Origin of the sequence: Flavobacterium sp. CFS9, assembly GCF_041154745.1 — a bacterium.
In the GTDB taxonomy this organism is placed as follows: domain Bacteria; phylum Bacteroidota; class Bacteroidia; order Flavobacteriales; family Flavobacteriaceae; genus Flavobacterium.
On sequence record NZ_AP031573.1, the window covers coordinates 4335206 to 4352536 of the forward strand.

The 17331-nt window shown below is 35.1% G+C and carries 17 protein-coding genes; 4 read left to right on the forward strand and 13 right to left on the reverse strand.

Features of this window, described 5'->3' with window-relative positions:
* Positions 1–70: 70 nt before the first annotated feature.
* The 8 genes from ACAM30_RS18280 to ACAM30_RS18315 all read right to left on the reverse strand — a co-directional run bounded on the left by ACAM30_RS18280 (position 71) and on the right by ACAM30_RS18315 (position 4929).
* Positions 71–628 carry a hypothetical protein gene (locus tag ACAM30_RS18280; protein WP_369616000.1) on the reverse strand — a complete coding sequence of 186 codons (558 nt, stop codon included), beginning with the start codon at positions 626–628 and terminating at the stop codon, positions 71–73.
* Complete coding sequence (locus ACAM30_RS18285) at positions 606–776, reverse strand: hypothetical protein (RefSeq protein ID WP_369616001.1); 171 nt, start codon at positions 774–776, stop codon at positions 606–608. The genes ACAM30_RS18280 and ACAM30_RS18285 overlap by 23 nt, the downstream gene beginning before the upstream one ends.
* A gap of 120 nt (positions 777–896) precedes the next feature.
* Positions 897–1376 carry a hypothetical protein gene (locus ACAM30_RS18290; RefSeq protein WP_369616002.1) on the reverse strand — a complete coding sequence of 160 codons (480 nt, stop codon included), beginning with the start codon at positions 1374–1376 and terminating at the stop codon, positions 897–899.
* A 115-nt stretch (positions 1377–1491) separates the two neighbouring features.
* Positions 1492–2004, reverse strand: coding sequence for a hypothetical protein (locus ACAM30_RS18295; RefSeq protein WP_369616003.1), 513 nt, complete (start codon positions 2002–2004; stop codon positions 1492–1494).
* A 2-nt stretch (positions 2005–2006) separates the two neighbouring features.
* Positions 2007–2729: a hypothetical protein gene (locus tag ACAM30_RS18300; RefSeq protein ID WP_369616004.1), complete on the reverse strand. Its 723-nt coding sequence runs from the start codon at positions 2727–2729 to the stop codon at positions 2007–2009.
* A 98-nt stretch (positions 2730–2827) separates the two neighbouring features.
* Entirely contained in the window at positions 2828–2998 is a 171-nt protein-coding gene (locus ACAM30_RS18305) for a hypothetical protein (protein WP_369616005.1), read from the reverse strand.
* A 549-nt stretch (positions 2999–3547) separates the two neighbouring features.
* A complete protein-coding gene (locus ACAM30_RS18310) occupies positions 3548–3790 on the reverse strand; it encodes a hypothetical protein (RefSeq protein WP_369616006.1) in 243 nt (80 codons plus the stop codon).
* 11 nt (positions 3791–3801) lie between these two features.
* Positions 3802–4929: a hypothetical protein gene (locus tag ACAM30_RS18315; RefSeq protein ID WP_369616007.1), complete on the reverse strand. Its 1128-nt coding sequence runs from the start codon at positions 4927–4929 to the stop codon at positions 3802–3804.
* 375 nt (positions 4930–5304) lie between these two features.
* Between ACAM30_RS18315 and ACAM30_RS18320 the strand changes: the two genes are divergently transcribed.
* From ACAM30_RS18320 to ACAM30_RS18335, 4 genes are all read left to right on the forward strand, one after another.
* The gene (locus ACAM30_RS18320; protein ID WP_369616008.1) at positions 5305–7221 is read left to right on the forward strand and encodes a DUF294 nucleotidyltransferase-like domain-containing protein; all 1917 of its coding nucleotides are present in this window, start codon (positions 5305–5307) and stop codon (positions 7219–7221) included.
* Positions 7222–7223: 2 nt separating this feature from the next.
* On the forward strand, positions 7224–7820 hold the full coding sequence (locus tag ACAM30_RS18325) for a PolC-type DNA polymerase III (protein ID WP_369616009.1): 597 nt from the start codon (positions 7224–7226) through the stop codon (positions 7818–7820).
* Between the two features lie 70 nt (positions 7821–7890).
* Entirely contained in the window at positions 7891–8268 is a 378-nt protein-coding gene (locus tag ACAM30_RS18330; RefSeq protein ID WP_369616010.1) for a helix-turn-helix domain-containing protein, read from the forward strand.
* A gap of 75 nt (positions 8269–8343) precedes the next feature.
* Positions 8344–9099, forward strand: a complete 756-nt coding sequence (locus ACAM30_RS18335) for an SDR family oxidoreductase (RefSeq protein ID WP_369616011.1) — start codon at positions 8344–8346, stop codon at positions 9097–9099.
* Positions 9100–9162: 63 nt separating this feature from the next.
* Here the strand turns inward: ACAM30_RS18335 and acs are convergent, their stop codons facing one another.
* The 5 genes from acs to ilvD all read right to left on the reverse strand — a co-directional run bounded on the left by acs (position 9163) and on the right by ilvD (position 17232).
* Entirely contained in the window at positions 9163–11070 is a 1908-nt protein-coding gene (gene acs, locus ACAM30_RS18340; RefSeq protein ID WP_369616012.1) for an acetate--CoA ligase, read from the reverse strand.
* Between the two features lie 505 nt (positions 11071–11575).
* The gene (ilvC, locus tag ACAM30_RS18345) at positions 11576–13045 is read right to left on the reverse strand and encodes a ketol-acid reductoisomerase (RefSeq protein WP_369616013.1); all 1470 of its coding nucleotides are present in this window, start codon (positions 13043–13045) and stop codon (positions 11576–11578) included.
* Positions 13046–13105: 60 nt separating this feature from the next.
* The gene (gene ilvN / locus ACAM30_RS18350; RefSeq protein ID WP_369616014.1) at positions 13106–13627 is read right to left on the reverse strand and encodes an acetolactate synthase small subunit; all 522 of its coding nucleotides are present in this window, start codon (positions 13625–13627) and stop codon (positions 13106–13108) included.
* 86 nt (positions 13628–13713) lie between these two features.
* Complete coding sequence (ilvB, locus tag ACAM30_RS18355) at positions 13714–15402, reverse strand: biosynthetic-type acetolactate synthase large subunit (RefSeq protein ID WP_369616015.1); 1689 nt, start codon at positions 15400–15402, stop codon at positions 13714–13716.
* 156 nt (positions 15403–15558) lie between these two features.
* Positions 15559–17232 (reverse strand): dihydroxy-acid dehydratase, encoded by a 1674-nt coding sequence (gene ilvD, locus ACAM30_RS18360; protein ID WP_369616016.1) that lies wholly within the window; start codon positions 17230–17232, stop codon positions 15559–15561.
* Positions 17233–17331 lie beyond the last annotated feature (99 nt).

Here is a 17331-nt window from a genome sequence, read left to right on the forward strand (position 1 = left end):
TGCAACGATCAAAATCGCCTTAGTGTTATTCTGCCAAAATTCTTTCAATTTCTCCATTTTCTTTGATTTTTTAAATTGTTATTGTTACGTATGAATAAAAAAAAAGCCCGATTGTTATTAAAGCAGGGATTATGTACTGCTTTGCTAATAAAAATTTGTCAATTGTGACTTTTAGTTTTGCTGTTGATACATCACCAAGCATGGTTAACGCTTTAGCGATATCAGAATCTTTTACTTCAGTATGTGCCTTTCCGAGCTCAACTTTAAGTATTGCTCGCGATAGCTTAAGAAGAAAGGCGGAATTAATTTCCGTAAGCCTTTGAGTAGGAGAGACCCCCAGTGTATTAGCCACAGACGCAATATAAGCATCTGTATTGTTCTCAGTTCTCGGTGCATATTCTGAAATTAAAGATTTGACTGTGTTTTTACCTTTATTAATGTCATTTATCAAGTCTTTAAGCATTGCTCTAATACCAAAATGAACATTTTCAAATTGTTCGAATTTTTCATCAGTACTTTGCGAATAAGGGATTTTCCCCTGCCACGCATTATTTGTTCTGATTAGATTGCCCGGATTATTATTTCGCAGACCTCTTACGCTGTGATTATTCAGAAACGACTTCGACATCTTTTTCGATTTTTTTCGGCTCTTTATCCTCTGCAAGCTTCGCAAATTCATCGTGTGCATATTGAACGACTTTTACGGCTACTGCGATAAACGCACCATATTTTACAATAATTTTAAGAACGTTTGTAATTGTACTAAGACTTTTCATCCTCTTGTTTTTTTAATTGTTCGACTTCTTTGCGCTCTCTGCGCTCTTTTATTTTTTCAATAATTACCTCGGCTATTTCATGAATAATCAAAGGCAGTAATTTTGATAAAGCCCGAAGCATTACTTTCTGTAATTTCTCCCAAAATAACCTGTAACGCGCTTACCGCTTTTCGTAACACCGCTACCATTAGGAGTGATACACAAACCAAGTTCCTTTATTACAATTACCTGAGTTTTAACATTCATCAAAACATGATAAGTTTGATTTGATCCGACTGTATCATTAGTGATCGTACAGATCATTTTTTGATACTCCTTTTCTTGGTTACCGGACTTACCCTGAGAATTTACAATCTCAAGACCTTTATTGCCTTGACCTGCATAAGGTGCAACCGTAGCTTTCATTAAACCTAATCGGGTTTTTCTCCAAGCATTTACGATCGTATTACCTTCAAAATTTCCATTTCTGATACGGCTGTAAACTGCTCCGCTTTTTTTATACGTTTGCTGTTGCTGTTGAGACTGAGAATTATTATTTTGTCTCTGATTTTGTACTGGGTAAAAATTACCATCACTACCTTTATAATACGTTTGTGCCATTGCTTAATGTATTAGTTGTTTTATAATTACGATTAAATCGCCTAACTTTTTTAAGAGAAGTATTACCGTGTCTATCAGGAAAATCAAACCGTAGAGACGATAATACTTTCTTTTGCTATCTTCTTCCTGAGACACGCTTACGACCAGAATTATTCTGATTGTTCTTTCTGATTAGATAAATTGCACCTAGTGCAGCTACAGCCAATAAAAGATGTTTCCAATGCTTTTTAAACCAAGCCATTATCGTAGAATCTGCAACTTCAGCGCCAACAGTCCCTAAACCTTGTTTAAACCCTGTTGATGCACCATCATAAGCACCTTCCGCAATTGACTTCGATAACATTCCTGCACCAGCACCGGCAATAGCACCTACAGAAGATCCTGCATATGTTAATGTCTGCTGTTGCAACTGTTGTGCTTTAGCTTCGGCAACTTGTCTATCGTATTCATTTTGTGCATTTTCGGCATCTTTTTTAGCCTGATGAGAAGCTTGTAGCCCCTCTGAAACATTTTGCAAAGTTCCCCCTACGAATGGAATAGCCCCCATAATTGGAGTAGCCACTTTTACGAGATTTTTGAACGAAACGTTTTTTTTAATGGCCTTGCCAATCTTTTTGAAAAACCCCATAATTACAAATGATTTCTTAAGATTAAATTGATTACAGAACCTTGTGCTTTTCTAATATTTACATTAGATACGGCCAATAAAGGCAACTGTATTTTGTCAGGGAAAGCACTTAGTACAGAAGCGTTTTTCTTCACATACGCTACAGGATCTGTACTTTTGCTCATTGCTTCCAATTCGTAAAGGCTGTATTTTACTACCTGACCATTTGCGAATGTGTAGTTGATCTCCTCAATAGTGCTGGATTTATCCAAGATCATGATATCATAACCAAACACATTGAAATCTTTGTTTGTATCCTCAGAACTCATTGATTTGTGTTCAAAAGAAAAAATTTGAGTGCTTGTTTCCGGTTCCTCAATACCGTTCAAGATGTACGTTTTAGTAGCATCAAGGTTGTTTAATGTAATTTTAATTACATCTTTTTCAAACAAGTGAATAGACCCCTCGTTGCAGATCTCGCAGACAGCAATTAAACCAAGATCACGAACAGAATCACTAATAATAGCGTCCTCTCCATAGGTGTTTGCTAAAATGAAATCTTTTAAGTTCATAGAACCTTTTGTAATCTCAAAGTTAGAGCCGTTCGCGCGCTCAACTTCTACACGAATAGTCTCATTTGTCAAACCCGCATATTCCAATGACGAAGCAACAATGATCGTCGAAATACTTTTAGTTAGCAAAATTGTACCAGTCGTTGTTTTACCTGTACCGTTGTAAATTTCCATTTGTATTTTTTTTTAATTATTAAATGATTACAAATCAAAATTGGATATAAAAAAACCCCGAAAATCGAGGTTTATTTACTTTTGGTCTTATTTGTGCTTTATTGTGCTTTTTTGGCATTAACTTTGAAATAAGAATAAACATGACATTTTAAGACCACTGAAATATCGTATTCCTGTTTTATATCTGATATAAAACTTTTGGCGGTGTTGACGTGAACGCCCATTAATGTTGCCAATTCTTTGGCTGTAACTACTTGTAATTGTTCCATGTTATAAGATTTTGGGTTGAATAGAGGAGGGGTGCAACCCTCCTTTGTTATTGAAATAAGTCTAATTGTCTAAGTGTTGTTTTACGGGTGTCTACGACAGGCGCAAAAATTTCCTTTTCAGTCAAATTCTGCTTTGGCAAATAAAATTTACAGGAATCATTTTTAAAAGTGACTTCGGTAAACTTTGTACATAAGCCGGCATCTTTAGTTTGGCGTTTATGTAAGAATTTCGAGTTATCAAAAGACATACAATTTTCACAGTTTTTCATCATAGTTTTTGGTTTAGCGATTTAACAAAAATGTTAATTGAATCCCGACTATCATTAGTCGGGATTTTGGGAAATCTTAAGACCGACAATTAAGCCGATTAAAACACAAATTATACATATCAAAATATCATTCATTTTTGTAAGAATTTGGTTAATTAAAATTAATTTACATAAGTTTTATTATGAATCACGTTATTTTTATTCCTGGAAAAGCAGATCCGGAAAACCTTTTAACGTTATTTTAGTCAGCTGCAGAAAAGATCCGGAACAACGTTTAACGTTATTCTTGCATAATCCAACTAAATAGATCTTTCAAATTATCCAATCTTCTTTCATAATGTGCCAAACTATGCTTGGTTTGAGATAATTCTTCTTTCAGTTTTTTTATTTCTTCCAACTTATCAAGGTAGTTTACGACAGAATACTCAACAGCTTTTGAATTAGTATTAATATCAAATTCTCTTTTAATTTTGTTTACTTGACTTTCAAATTCAGATGAAATGTTTCTTAAATCAATATTCATAATTTTTAGTTTTAAAGGTTAACACCAAGATTTTGCAGAAATTTATTACTGCGTTCATTATTTTGTATTTGAATGGTTAAATTTTTATCACGATTTGTTAGATCATCAATAAGCTTTTTTGCTTTAGATTTTGTTCGAGATCTTGACACAGGGCAATCAATCAAATAAGTAAAACCCAAAAGTTTTTCCTGATCAAAGCCTAATTTTATTAAGTTTTCGATATAAAACTGCATTGCAACATCCATAGGACTTAACTCTGCATTTACTTTTGATTTTACTTTTGATTCTATATAATGAGGAATTCCGCTTTTAGCGATTTTTGTTAGATCATCCTGACGCGCTTTTAATAGATCATAAAAAGTTTTGAAATCAGCTTTAAATCCTTGTTTACACAAAAATTCTTTATGCTTATGCGCTTTTATTGTAAACTCGTATCTCACAAGATTATCAATTACACTAGCTTTCATCGGCTCAAGATAAGCCTTATAAAAGGCGATACTTTTTGATAGTAATTCAAAGCCTTTATGATAAATTTTACAATATGGAGTTGTATTTGTTGCTTTTTCACGCTTATTAAAGTCTAAACCAAGATTATACGTTTTCTTTAAAGAATCTGAGTGCGATATATGATGTAGTAAAGGTTTTTTTCCAGAATTTGGATTGTGCATGATTAAACTAAAAGCAGTTTTCAAGCTTTTTAAATCAATAAGTTGATTGATGCAAATATCAATATCAGAGACAAGACCCTCTAAAAAGTCATGACGTGAGATGTAAAGCACGCCAAAACTATTTATATCATCAATAATAGTTCTGTAATTATCTGCGGAAATTCCTTCAAAATACTTTTCCTTAAGCATTTTTGCAGAAATTTGAAAAACAACATATTCATGCGCCAATTTTCTAGCATCTATAAACGCTTTAATGTAAAAACGATACGTAATACCGTTAATAATCTTTGTAAAAGGTTCAGCTTTACGAAAATTATCACCTAATTTTTGTTGTTCGTTACCATCATTATCCAACGTTTCAATATCCGGATAATACGCTATGTAGTCCGTAATCAAACGTTTATCGAGAATTTTTACTTTCTCAAGCTTTACGCGAACCTTTAACGAATCTATTAAACCAACGTTAAACATGCTAAAAGAATTAGAGTTAACAAATTGATTATCAAATATATACTAACGCTTTTGAACCATAATTTATATTATGTAAAATAGAAAATTTAAAGAAATGCTCTACTGTGATTCATTATCCTTGCGATATTTTAAACAAAGATTATTTTAAAGCTAAATAATCGATTCTCAGTTCTACTCTGTACAGATACTTTCCCAAATCAATAGCAATAACCAATTTAAATTGAACTTCAAAATTGTAATTAGCTGTTTTAAACGCTTTAAAATCGCTATATTTAAGATTTCTTTAAAATAATTATATTCTGCATGGGATGCTTTCATTCTAAGACATAATTTTCTTATTTTTACATTCGATACTTTAAAAAAACTATCAATCGTATGAATACAATTGCTGAGCATATTGCAGATTTTTTAAAAGAATACCCGCCATTTGATAATTTAACTTTTCAGGAATTATCGGATATCGCAACGAATATTCGTGTTATTAATTTAGAAAAACATGCCGTATTATTTCAAAACAATGACCTGCTTCATGACAGCTTTTATGTTGTGGCTTCAGGTGTTGTGAATCTGACCACAATTGCAGATGCTGAGGAAACCATTATTAATAAATGTCATGAAGGTGATATTTTTGGATTACGCCCGTTTTTTGCCAAGAATAACTATATGATGACGGCTAAAGCTCGTGAAGAAAGTATTATTTATGCTATTCCAATCGCAGTTTTCAGACCATTTGTTGCCAATAATTCAGACGTTTTGAATTTTCTATTGGAGAGTTTTGCAGTAAACTCAAGACATGCAAAGGACAATGTAAACTCTAACGGGAAATTGATTTCTGACACTGCTTTTTATGTAGATCAGCAGTCAGAAATGCAGTACATTCAATCTTTGGCCTATAATAATTCGCCTTTAACAACTGAATCCAACCAGATTATCAAAGATGTTGCTATTTTAATGACTGAATCTATGGTTGATAATGTTGTGATCTGTGAAAAAAACAATCCAATTGGTATTGTAACCAATGCCGATTTATCTTCAAAAATTGCTACGGGCCGCTATCCTATCACTGAAACGATTGATAAGATTATGTCTTCGCCAGTAGTTACGGTTATTGAAAATGTTTCTTTGGCCGAAGCACAATTACTCATGTTGAAACACAACGTTACTCATTTATGTGTTACCAAAGACGGTACAAGTAAATCTGCTGTAAAAGGAATTATTTCTGAGCATGATTTAATTGTGGCTCAGGCTAGTAACCCTGGTGTTTTGATTAAAGAAGTTAAGCGTTCTCAGTTACCAAAAGATCTAAAACAAATACGCGATCGTTTGTCTGATTTAATTCAGAATTCGATTCAGAAAAATATTCCAATTTCGCACGTTAGTAATATTGCAAGCGAAATTAATTTAGCTATCATTAAGCGTGCTGTAGAGCTGTCTATTTTGGATTTGGGCTCCCCTCCTGCTCGTTTTGCATGGTTAAGCATTGGTAGTCAGGGGCGTAAGGAGCAGCTTCTCCTTACGGACCAGGATAGTATCCTGATTTTTGAGGACGTAGCACCGGACAAGTACAGAGAGGTAAAAGATTACTTTTTAAGGCTGGCCAAAAGAACCACTTCGATCTTAGAAAAAGTAGGTTATGAACTTTGTCCAAACGGGCATATGGGAAGTAATATGCTTTGGTGTAAATCATTGACTGACTGGACGAAACAATACAACAGCTGGATGAATACTCCAGGTGAAAACAGTAATGATTTGAGCAGTATTTTCTTTGATTATGAGATTGTTTTTGGAGAACCAAAAATTGAAGAAGTGATCGAGAACGTGATCTTTAAAAATGCGGTAAACAATACGTTGTTTTTTGATTTTTTAGGGAATGATGCCCTAAAACGCAATTCTCCATTAAGCTTTTTCAAAAAGTTTATTGTTGAAGAAGAAGGACCACACAAAACAAAATTTGACATTAAAACCCGTGCGTTAATGCCTTTAATTGATTCGGCTCGTTTGCTGATTTTAAATGCTAACATCAAGGGAATTAAAAATACTTATTTGAGATTTAAACAATTAGCGATTACAGATTCTAAAAATGCGGAGATCTATTTAAGCTGTGCTGAAGCTTTTCTGACTTTGTCTAAATTTAGAACTGTTGAAGGTTTGAAAAATGACGACTCCGGACAATATATTAATTTGAGGGAAATGTCGAAAACAGACAAAGAAAAGTTAAAAAATGCCTTAACCCCAATGAAAGACCTTGAGGAATTAATTAAGAGTAAATTTCAACTTACACAATTCTCATAAGTATGCTAGACTGGATTAAAAATATCAATAAAGAGTATCCTGATTTTTGGAAGGAATACTTAACGAAATTTGAAGTTAAACCTAACAGATTTGTGGTGTTGTCCACTGAAACTTCAGGTTTGAATCCGAATAAAGATGTTATTTTGTCTTTAGGTGCATTCTCGGTTACGGATGATAGTATTGTGATTAAAGACAATTTTGAAGCTGTTTTGCTGCAGTACAAATTTTTGCAGGATAACGGACTCTCTAATGAGTTCATCATCGAAAGCAAAATGATGAAGATGCCGGAACCTGATGCTATAGAAGCTTTTATTAATTTTATAGGAAACTCAGTTTTGGTTGGGCATCATATTAACTTCGATATAGAAATGCTGAATGCCGCATTGGAACGTTTGGATTGTGGAAGATTGAAAAATGAAGCGCTGGATATCGATATGATGTACCGAAAATTAATGGACATTAATGACAAACAATTTTCTCTGGACGATTTAAGTGAAATTTTTAAAATTCCGAAAAGTGATAGAAATTCATCTGCGGAAGATGCTTATAAAATTGGATTATTGTTTCTAAAACTGAAATCGAGATTAGGAATTAAATAGCCTGTTTGCTTCACCATAAATGATTGTTTGAGTAAAACAGATTTAAATTTTGTTTTATAAATGTTGGATAATGAGTGAAATGAATCAAAATATATTAAAAAGAAGTAAGGAAATCACGGAAAAGTATTTCCTTTTTTTGGATAAACATATTGCAGACGTCCTTTTAGGAAATGGCACTGACTTTATGGAAATCAACCAGATAGCAAGTGAATTATTTGTTTCTCATAAACATTTGACTGATACGGTTCAAAAAGAAACCGGAAACCACCCTTGTTATTTTTACGATTTAAAAATTATCGAAGAAGCAAAAAAAATGCTTGCCCACACTAATAAATCTGTTTCTGAAATTGCCAGAATACTAACCTACGATCCATCAAATTTTTCTAAATTCTTCAAAAAGTTTGTTGGACAGACACCGGGACAGTTCAGAGCGGAAAATCAAAAATAAAATTCCCGAAAAGTTCACCATGAATTAAAGGAGCTGTTTTGTCATCTTTACGTTATTAATTTAAAATTAGATACAATGGCAAGAAACAATTTGAAAGGGAAAGTGGTTCTAATTGCAGGTGGTGCAAAAAACTTAGGAGGTTTGTTAAGTCGTAATTTTTCAGCTAAAGGCGCAAAAGTTGTCATTCATTACAACAGCGAAAGCACAAAGGCAGATGCGGAAAAGACTTTGGCCGCTATTGAAAATGCCGGAGGAGAAGCATTTTTGTTTCAGGCCGATCTCACTGAGGTAAAGAATATTGCAAAGTTGTTCGATGCTGCAATTGCTAAATTCGGTGGTGTTGATATAGCTATTAATACCGTTGGTAAAGTTTTGAAAAAACCTTTTGCTGAAACAACTGAGGAAGAATACGACAGTATGAGCGATATTAATTCTAAAGTGGCATACTTTTTTATTCAGGAAGCAGGTAAGAAATTGAACAACAATGGTAAAATTAACACAATTGTTACTTCACTACTGGCAGCATTTACAGGATATTATTCTACTTATGCAGGAGCAAAAGCTCCGGTAGAACATTTTACAAGAGCGGCTTCAAAAGAATTTGGCTCACGAGGTATTTCTGTTACAGCTGTTGCTCCAGGACCTATGGATACACCATTTTTCTACGGCCAGGAAAGTGCTGATGCCGTCGCTTATCACAAGCAGGCCTCGGATCTGGGAGGACTTACGGACATCAAAGACATTGCTCCTTTGGTGGAGTTTTTGGTAACCGATGGCTGGTGGGTAACCGGGCAAACTATTTTTGCAAATGGGGGTTATACTACGAGATAACAACAAAAAAAAGCTGATTCAAATTGAATCAGCTTCTTTTTATATGTATTTGTTCTGAAAATGCTAAATTTTACCTTTTGTAATTTCTTCAACAATTTCAGGGTTTAGCAAAGTTGAAGTATCTCCAAAGTTAGAAAAATCTCCTTCTGCTATTTTACGTAGAATTCTACGCATAATTTTTCCTGAACGTGTTTTAGGCAATCCTGAAACAAACTGAATTTTATCCAATTTTGCAATTGGTCCGATGTGATCAGAAATATATTGATTGATCTCACGGCTAAGATTAGATCGGTCTCTAACTTCTCCGGTTTCTTTTAAGATTACAAAACCATATAAGGCATTTCCTTTAATATCATGTGGGAATCCAACGATAGCAGATTCAGCTACAGCAGGATGTTCGTTAATTGCATCTTCAATAGGAGCTGTTCCTAAATTATGACCGGATACGATTACAACATCATCTACTCTACCAGTAATTCTGTAGTACCCTACTTCGTCTCTTAAGGCACCGTCTCCTGTAAAATATTTTCCAGGGAAAGCAGAGAAGTAAGTGTCTTTGTAACGTTGGTGATCTCCCCAGATTGTTCTGGCGATTCCCGGCCATGGAAATTTAATACATAAACTTCCAACAACCTGATTTCCTTCAATTTCATTACGTTTCTCATCCATCAAAACAGGCTGTATTCCTGGTAATGGTAAAGTCGCATAAGTTGGTTTTGTTGGGGTTACAAAGGCAATTGGCGAAATCATGATTCCACCGGTTTCCGTCTGCCACCAGGTATCTACAACCGGACATCTTTTGTCTCCAACGTGGTCGTTGAACCAGTGCCAGGCTTCTTCGTTGATTGGTTCTCCAACTGATCCAATTACTTTAAGTGATTTTAGAGGATATTTTTGGATATAATCTAAACTTTCTTTTGCAAGCGAACGAATCGCTGTTGGTGCAGTGTAGAATTGTGTAATTTTATGTTTTTCAATAATATCCCAGAAACGGCTAAAGTCAGGATAAGAAGGAACTCCTTCAAAAATTACGGTTGTTCCTCCATTTAATAAAGGTCCGTATAAAATATAAGAGTGACCAGTAATCCAACCGATATCAGCAGTACACCAGAAAATATCATTTTCTTCGTGGTTGAAAACATTCTTAAAGGTATAAGCAGTATAAACCATGTATCCGGCTGTGGTATGTACCATTCCTTTTGGTTTACCTGTTGAGCCTGATGTGTACAGAATGAATAATGGATCTTCAGCATCCATTATTTCCGCAACACTATTGTCTAAGGCTTTATCTAATAGAGGCTGTAACCATTCGTCACGGCCCTCTTTCATTTTGATTTCGTTATGGGTTCTTTTTACCACTAAAACTTTAGTAACAGACGGACAAGTTTCTAGTGCCTCATCAACAATGCCTTTAAGATCAATGTTCTTATTACCTCTGTATCCTCCATCAGAAGTAATAACCATTTTACATTCGGAATCAATTATTCTGGCAGAAACAGCTGAAGCTGAAAATCCTGCAAAAACAACAGAATGAATAGCTCCGATTCTGGCACAGGCCAATACAGCAACTGCCAATTCCGGAATCATTGGTAAATAAATACAAATTCGGTCTCCTTTACGTACGCCTTGCTCACGCAAAACATTCGCCATTTTTGAAACTCTTTCGTATAATTCGTTATAGGTTATATGTAAAGCGCTTTCTGAAGGATCATTCGGTTCGAAGATGATAGCCGTTTTTTCTCCTCTTTTGCTTAAATGTCTGTCGATGCAATTTTTGGTAATGTTAACTTTCGCTTCGGTAAACCATTTTACTTCCGCATCAGCCATATTAAAATCAACTACTTTTTCCCATTGCTGGTACCAGGTAAAATTTTCCTCAGCTATTTTTCCCCAAAACTTTCTAGGTTCTCTTATTGACTTATTGTAATGTTTAAAATACTGTTCTAAATTTTCAATTTTATAATAACTCATACGTTTTTAGAATTTTTTTTTTATAAATGTATTAAATATCAGTCTATTCTTAAAATTATTTAATTCATAAATAACAGGAAAAAAAAACAGATATTGAAAAAAATATTGCTTTTTAATAGGTATAATATAAAAAATGGCTTTTTGATGGAAAAAGGTGTATTTGCAAAAAAGGCACGATAAATGAATACCATGCCTTTTTAATTTTAACAATTTCAATAACAATTAATTTTATAATTCTGTATTAGAATGTTCTGCACTATTTTTGAAAATAGAAGCAACTTTATTAATTAAAATGAAACTTCAACAAGTACATTTATTGCTAAATATACCCCCTTCATTAGGGATTAGCTTCACTTAACTTACAGACTTACTTTCAGAAGTTAAGTGAATGCAATTTGCATCTATATCCATTTTTCTTAATAAGTGCTTACTAATTCAAAAATATTACATCAAACGGAGATACAGAGCAGATTCCACAACCGTATGTGTGGTAATTCCCAATTTATTATCCAATTTTTTTCATTGCTGTCATTGATTCTCTCAACCATGCTCCTACTTCTTCAATAGGGTGTTGACGAACTTCTCTGTTTACAGCAATTAAAGTAGCATTGTCAACTCCATTTGAAGTAGAGAATGGCTTACCTATTACATTTGTTTCAACTGTTTTCATAAATTCTGTTAACAACGGCTTGCAGGCATGGTCAAATAAATAACAGCCATATTCAGCAGTATCCGAGATCACACGGTTCATTTCAAATAATTTTTTTCTTGCAATCGTGTTTGCAATCAAAGGTAATTCATGTAATGATTCATAATAAGCTGATTCTTCGATAATTCCTGCCTCTGTCATGGTTTCAAAAGCCAATTCTACACCCGCTTTTACCATTGCAATCATCAATACTCCGTTATCAAAATATTCTTGCTCTGAAATTGGAGCTTCTTGCGGAGCTGTTTTTTCAAAATTAGTTTCGCCTGTTGCAGCTCTCCATTTTAGTAAGTTTACATCATCATTTGCCCAGTCGATCATCATCGTTCTGGAGAATTCTCCTGAGATAATGTCATCCTGATGTTTTTGGAATAACGGTCTCATGATGTCTTTTAATTCTTCAGCAATTTCATAAGCCTCAATTTTTGCAGGATTTGAAAGACGGTCCATCATATTGGTGATACCTCCATGTTTCAAAGCTTCAGTGATAGTTTCCCATCCGTACTGAATCAATTTTGAAGCGTAGGCTTTGTCGATTCCTTTCTCCACCATTTTATCGAAACATAAAATAGAACCGGTTTGTAATAATCCGCAAAGAATGGTTTGTTCTCCCATTAAATCTGATTTTACTTCGGCTACGAATGACGATTTTAGAACTCCTGCTTTATGTCCTCCGGTGGCTACAGCATAAGCTTTTGCCTGATCTAAACCAAAACCGTTTGGATCATTTTCCGGGTGAACAGCGATAAGCGTCGGAACACCGAATCCTCTTTTGTATTCTTCACGAACCTCAGAGCCCGGACATTTTGGTGCACACATAATTACAGTGATGTCTTTACGAATTTGCATACCCTCTTCCACAATATTAAATCCGTGAGAATAGGATAATGTTGCTCCGTTTTTCATTAAAGGCATGATGGCAGTAACTACAGCAGTATGTTGTTTATCAGGAGTTAAGTTGCAAACTAAGTCGGCAGTTGGGATTAATTCTTCATAAGTACCTACTTTAAATCCGTTTTCAGTGGCATTTTTATAAGATGCTCTTTTCTCTGCAATTGCATCTGCACGCAACGCGTATGAAATGTCTAAACCGGAATCTCTCATGTTCAAACCCTGATTCAGACCTTGTGCTCCACAGCCTACAATGACAACCTTTTTTCCTGCTAATGCTGAAATCCCATCTGCAAATTCTGATTGTTCCATAAATTCGCAAACTCCTAATTGTTCTAATTGTAATCTAAGTGGTAATGTGTTGAAATAATTTGCCATTTTGTTTAAAAATATTTAATGAATGTTGTATTTAATAATTGGTTAATAGATGAAATAATACTATTTGAATGTTTCTAACATCGTTGAAATTTCCATTTTTTGCTTTGAAACCGATATTCTTCCTGAGCGAACAAACTGCATGATACCATAAGGTTTGAATTTAGCGTACAATTCTTCGATTTCAGAACGTCTCCCCGATTTAGAAATCACAAAGAAATCGCGGGAAACCGTGACAATAGTAGATTGACTGTCCTTGATGATATTCTGAATTTGCTTTTCATCGAACAGCAAACTTGAAGCAATTTTAAATAAAGCGTTTTCAAGATAAATGGTTTCTTCATCTGTATGATAAAATGCTTTTATAACTTCAATTTGTTTTTCGATTTGTCCCACAATATTTTGTACCCATTTCTCTGTTGTTTCCACAACAATAATGAATCTGGAAACATTCTCTATTTCTGATTCAGAAACGTTTAGGCTTAATATATTAATGTGACGTTTTAAGAATATCCCTGATATCCTGTTTAACAATCCCACATTATTTTCTGAGTATACCGATATGGTAAATGTTCTGTTTTCCATTTGTTTTTAGTTTTATTTGTTTCAGGTTTCAGGTTTCACGTTTTACAACTTGAAACTCAAAAAAACTGAAACATGAAACTTTAATTTTAGCTTAATCTAATTTCAGAAACACAGGCTCCCGTTGGAATCATTGGGAATACGTTGTTTTCTTTTTCCACCATAATTTCTAAGAAGTAAGATTCTTTTGAAGCCAGCATTTCGGCAACAGCTGCATCCAGATCTTCCCTTTGAGTTACTTTTTTAGATTTAATATGATACCCTTCTGCTATCGCTACAAAATTTGGATTGATCATTTTAGTTGAAGCATATCTGTTATCAAAAAACAGTTCCTGCCATTGACGTACCATTCCTAAAAATTCATTGTTTAAGATGACAATTTTAACCGGTACCTGAGTCTGAAAAATAGTTCCCAATTCCTGTATGTTCATTTGAAAACCACCGTCACCAATAATAGCCACTACTTCACGATCCGGTTTCCCCATTTTAGCTCCGATGGCTGCAGGTAAAGCAAATCCCATTGTTCCTAATCCACCTGAGGTAATGTTACTTTTGGTAGAATTGAATTTGGCATAACGGCAGGCAAACATTTGATGCTGACCAACATCTGAAACGATAATAGCATCCCCTTTTGAGTGTTTGTTTATCATTTCTATGGTTTCACCCATGGAAATTCCTTTATTATTGGTTGGATTTAATTCTTCTTTTATAACGGAATCGTACTCTATTTTCTTTAGTTCTTTGAATTCGTTATGCCATAAATCATGTGATTTTGCATCGATTAATGGTAATAAAGCAGTTAAGGCTTCTTTTACATCTCCAAGAACAGCTATTTCTGTCTTTACGTTTTTATCAATTTCGGCCGGATCAATTTCGAAGTGAATTACTTTTGCCTGTTTCGCATAAGTACTCAACTTTCCGGTAACACGATCGTCAAAACGCATTCCGAATGCGATTAGAACATCACATTCGTTGGTTAATAAATTAGGGCCATAATTTCCGTGCATTCCTAACATTCCTACATTTAACGGATGATCTGTAGGCATAGCCGAAAGTCCTAAAATAGTCCATGCGGCAGGGATTCCTGATTTTTCAACTACTGCTTTAAACTCTTCCTCAGCCTGCCCAAGAATAATTCCCTGACCAAAAATGATAAAAGGTTTTTTAGCGCTATTGATTAAAGCGGCAGCTGCTGCTACTTTTTCCAGGTTTAGTTTCGGAACCGGAGTATAACTTCTGATTCCGGTACATTTTTCATAGCTAAAATCAAGCTGGTCAAACTGAGCATTTTTGGTGATGTCAATCAATACAGGTCCCGGACGTCCGGAGCGTGCAATGTAAAATGCTTTTGCTATAACTTCAGGAATTTCCGAAGCTTCGGTTACCTGATAATTCCATTTGGTTACAGGAGTTGAAATTCCGATAATATCAGTTTCCTGAAATGCATCAGATCCTAACAAATGCTTCCCTACCTGACCTGTGATACAAACCATTGGGGTTGAATCGATTTGAGCATCAGCAATTCCCGTAATTAAATTGGTTGCTCCCGGTCCTGAAGTAGCAATGGCCACTCCTACTTTTCCTGTAGCACGGGCATATCCCTGTGCAGCATGTGTAGCGCCCTGCTCGTGACGCACCAACACATGGTGTAACTGATCCTGGAATTTATATAATTCATCGTAAACCGGCATGATTGCTCCTCCCGGATAACCGTAAAGTAAGTCTACTCCTTCTGCTAACAAACATCTTATAACGGCTTCTGCCCCTGATATTTTCATAGTATATTTTTTTTCAAAAATCAATATCAAAAATCAAAATCAAAATTCAATGGCAATGTGAAGTATCAATTTAAACTGATCTTTTTCTGTTCTTAATTGCTATTGCTTTTTTTAATATTGTTATTGATATTGTCATTGATATTGTTATTAAAATTATTATTTATCGGTAACGCAACCTGTTGAAGCGCTTGAGACTGATCTGGCGTATTTCAGTAAAACTCCTCTGTCAACTTTTAAAGGAGGCTGAATCCAGCTCTCTTTACGAGCTTTAAATTCTTCGTCGGAAATTTTGAGGTTGATTGTGTTTTTTACAGCATCAATAGCAATCAAATCGCCATCTTTTACGAGTGCAATACCACCGCCATCATAAGCCTCTGGTGTAATGTGTCCTACCACAAAGCCATGTGAACCTCCGGAAAACCTGCCGTCTGTAATAAGAGCACAGCTGCTTCCTAATCCCGCTCCAATAATGGCTGATGTAGGTTTTAGCATTTCAGGCATTCCCGGACCACCTTTTGGTCCACAATACCTGATGACGACTACATTACCGGGTTTAATTTTTCCGGCTTCAAGGCCTGGAATTACTTCAAATTCACCTTCAAAGACTACTGCCGGGCCTTCAAAGTATTCTCCTTCTTTTCCGCTGATTTTGGCAACAGCTCCTTCAGAAGCAAGATTTCCGTATAAAACCTGAATGTTTCCGGTAGGTTTTAAAGCTTTTTGTATTTCATGAATTACTTCTTGTCCGTCTTGTAAATCGGGAGTAGAAGCTAAGTTCTCAGCCACTGTTTTTCCGGTTACAGTTAAGCAATCTCCATGAATTAGTCCTACTTTGAGCAAGTATTTCATTACTGACGGAATACCTCCAACGGCATGAATATCTTCCATCATGTACTTACCACTTGGTTTCATATCAGCAAGTACAGGAGTTCTGTCGTTTATTGCCTGAAAATCATCAAGTGTAATTTCAATACCAACGGCATGTGCCATAGCGATCAAATGCATTACTGCGTTGGTTGAACCTCCTAAAACGGCTACAATTGTAATAGCATTTTCAAAGGCCTTACGAGTCATAATGTCTCTTGGCTTAATATCTTTTTCCAATAATGTTCTAATGGCTTTACCGGCTGCAAGACATTCGTCTCTTTTTTCCTGACTTAAAGCAGGATTTGACGAACTGTACGGTAAACTCATTCCCAACGCTTCAATCGCTGAAGACATAGTGTTTGCGGTATACATTCCACCACAGGCACCAGCTCCCGGACAAGCATTTTGAATAACACCTTTAAAATCATCCGGAGTAATTTCATTTTTAACTTTTTTTCCTAAAGCTTCAAAAGCTGAAACAATATTCAGTGTTTCTCCTTTCCATTTTCCGGAATGGATAGATCCTCCGTACACCATCAAAGACGGGCGATTCAAACGTCCCATAGCGATCAAAGCACCCGGCATATTTTTATCGCAGCCCGGAATTGCAATGATACTGTCGTACCATTGTGCTCCTGCAACTGTTTCGATAGAATCGGCAATTACATCTCTGGAAACTAAGGAATATCGCATTCCCTCTGTACCGTTTGAAATTCCGTCACTTACACCAATGGTATTAAAAATAAGTCCGACCAGATTTGCATCCCAAACACCCTTTTTAACGTCTTTTGCTAAATCATTGAGGTGCATGTTGCAGGTGTTACCATCATAACCCATGCTCACAATACCTACTTGTGCTTTTTTCAAATCTTCTTCAGTTAAACCAATACCGTACAACATGGCTTGCGCTGCTGGTTGTGTTTGATCTTGAGTGATGGTTTTGCTGTACTTATTTAATTCCATTATTGTGTTATTTGTTAATTTTAATTCAAAAAAAAACCTTCCAGTATTTGGAAGGTTTATAATATAGTTTTTCAATTATATTTATACCATTCCCCGTGC

What these genes read in the sequence shown, in the direction of transcription:
- ACAM30_RS18280 (WP_369616000.1), bottom strand. Translation starts at nt 628, where the DNA reads ATGTCGAAGTCGTTTCTGAATAATCACAGCGTAAGAGGTCTGCGAAAT.
- ACAM30_RS18285 (WP_369616001.1), bottom strand. Translation starts at nt 776, where the DNA reads ATGAAAAGTCTTAGTACAATTACAAACGTTCTTAAAATTATTGTAAAA.
- ilvN (WP_369616014.1), bottom strand. Translation starts at nt 13,627, where the DNA reads ATGGAAAACAGAACATTTACCATATCGGTATACTCAGAAAATAATGTG.
- ACAM30_RS18315 (WP_369616007.1), bottom strand. Translation starts at nt 4,929, where the DNA reads ATGTTTAACGTTGGTTTAATAGATTCGTTAAAGGTTCGCGTAAAGCTT.
- ACAM30_RS18290 (WP_369616002.1), bottom strand. Translation starts at nt 1,376, where the DNA reads ATGGCACAAACGTATTATAAAGGTAGTGATGGTAATTTTTACCCAGTA.
- ACAM30_RS18330 (WP_369616010.1), top strand. Translation starts at nt 7,891, where the DNA reads ATGAGTGAAATGAATCAAAATATATTAAAAAGAAGTAAGGAAATCACG.
- ACAM30_RS18310 (WP_369616006.1), bottom strand. Translation starts at nt 3,790, where the DNA reads ATGAATATTGATTTAAGAAACATTTCATCTGAATTTGAAAGTCAAGTA.
- ACAM30_RS18300 (WP_369616004.1), bottom strand. Translation starts at nt 2,729, where the DNA reads ATGGAAATTTACAACGGTACAGGTAAAACAACGACTGGTACAATTTTG.
- ilvC (WP_369616013.1), bottom strand. Translation starts at nt 13,045, where the DNA reads ATGGCAAATTATTTCAACACATTACCACTTAGATTACAATTAGAACAA.
- ACAM30_RS18335 (WP_369616011.1), top strand. Translation starts at nt 8,344, where the DNA reads ATGGCAAGAAACAATTTGAAAGGGAAAGTGGTTCTAATTGCAGGTGGT.
- acs (WP_369616012.1), bottom strand. Translation starts at nt 11,070, where the DNA reads ATGAGTTATTATAAAATTGAAAATTTAGAACAGTATTTTAAACATTAC.
- ACAM30_RS18320 (WP_369616008.1), top strand. Translation starts at nt 5,305, where the DNA reads ATGAATACAATTGCTGAGCATATTGCAGATTTTTTAAAAGAATACCCG.
- ilvB (WP_369616015.1), bottom strand. Translation starts at nt 15,402, where the DNA reads ATGAAAATATCAGGGGCAGAAGCCGTTATAAGATGTTTGTTAGCAGAA.
- ACAM30_RS18305 (WP_369616005.1), bottom strand. Translation starts at nt 2,998, where the DNA reads ATGGAACAATTACAAGTAGTTACAGCCAAAGAATTGGCAACATTAATG.
- ilvD (WP_369616016.1), bottom strand. Translation starts at nt 17,232, where the DNA reads ATGGAATTAAATAAGTACAGCAAAACCATCACTCAAGATCAAACACAA.
- ACAM30_RS18325 (WP_369616009.1), top strand. Translation starts at nt 7,224, where the DNA reads ATGCTAGACTGGATTAAAAATATCAATAAAGAGTATCCTGATTTTTGG.
- ACAM30_RS18295 (WP_369616003.1), bottom strand. Translation starts at nt 2,004, where the DNA reads ATGGGGTTTTTCAAAAAGATTGGCAAGGCCATTAAAAAAAACGTTTCG.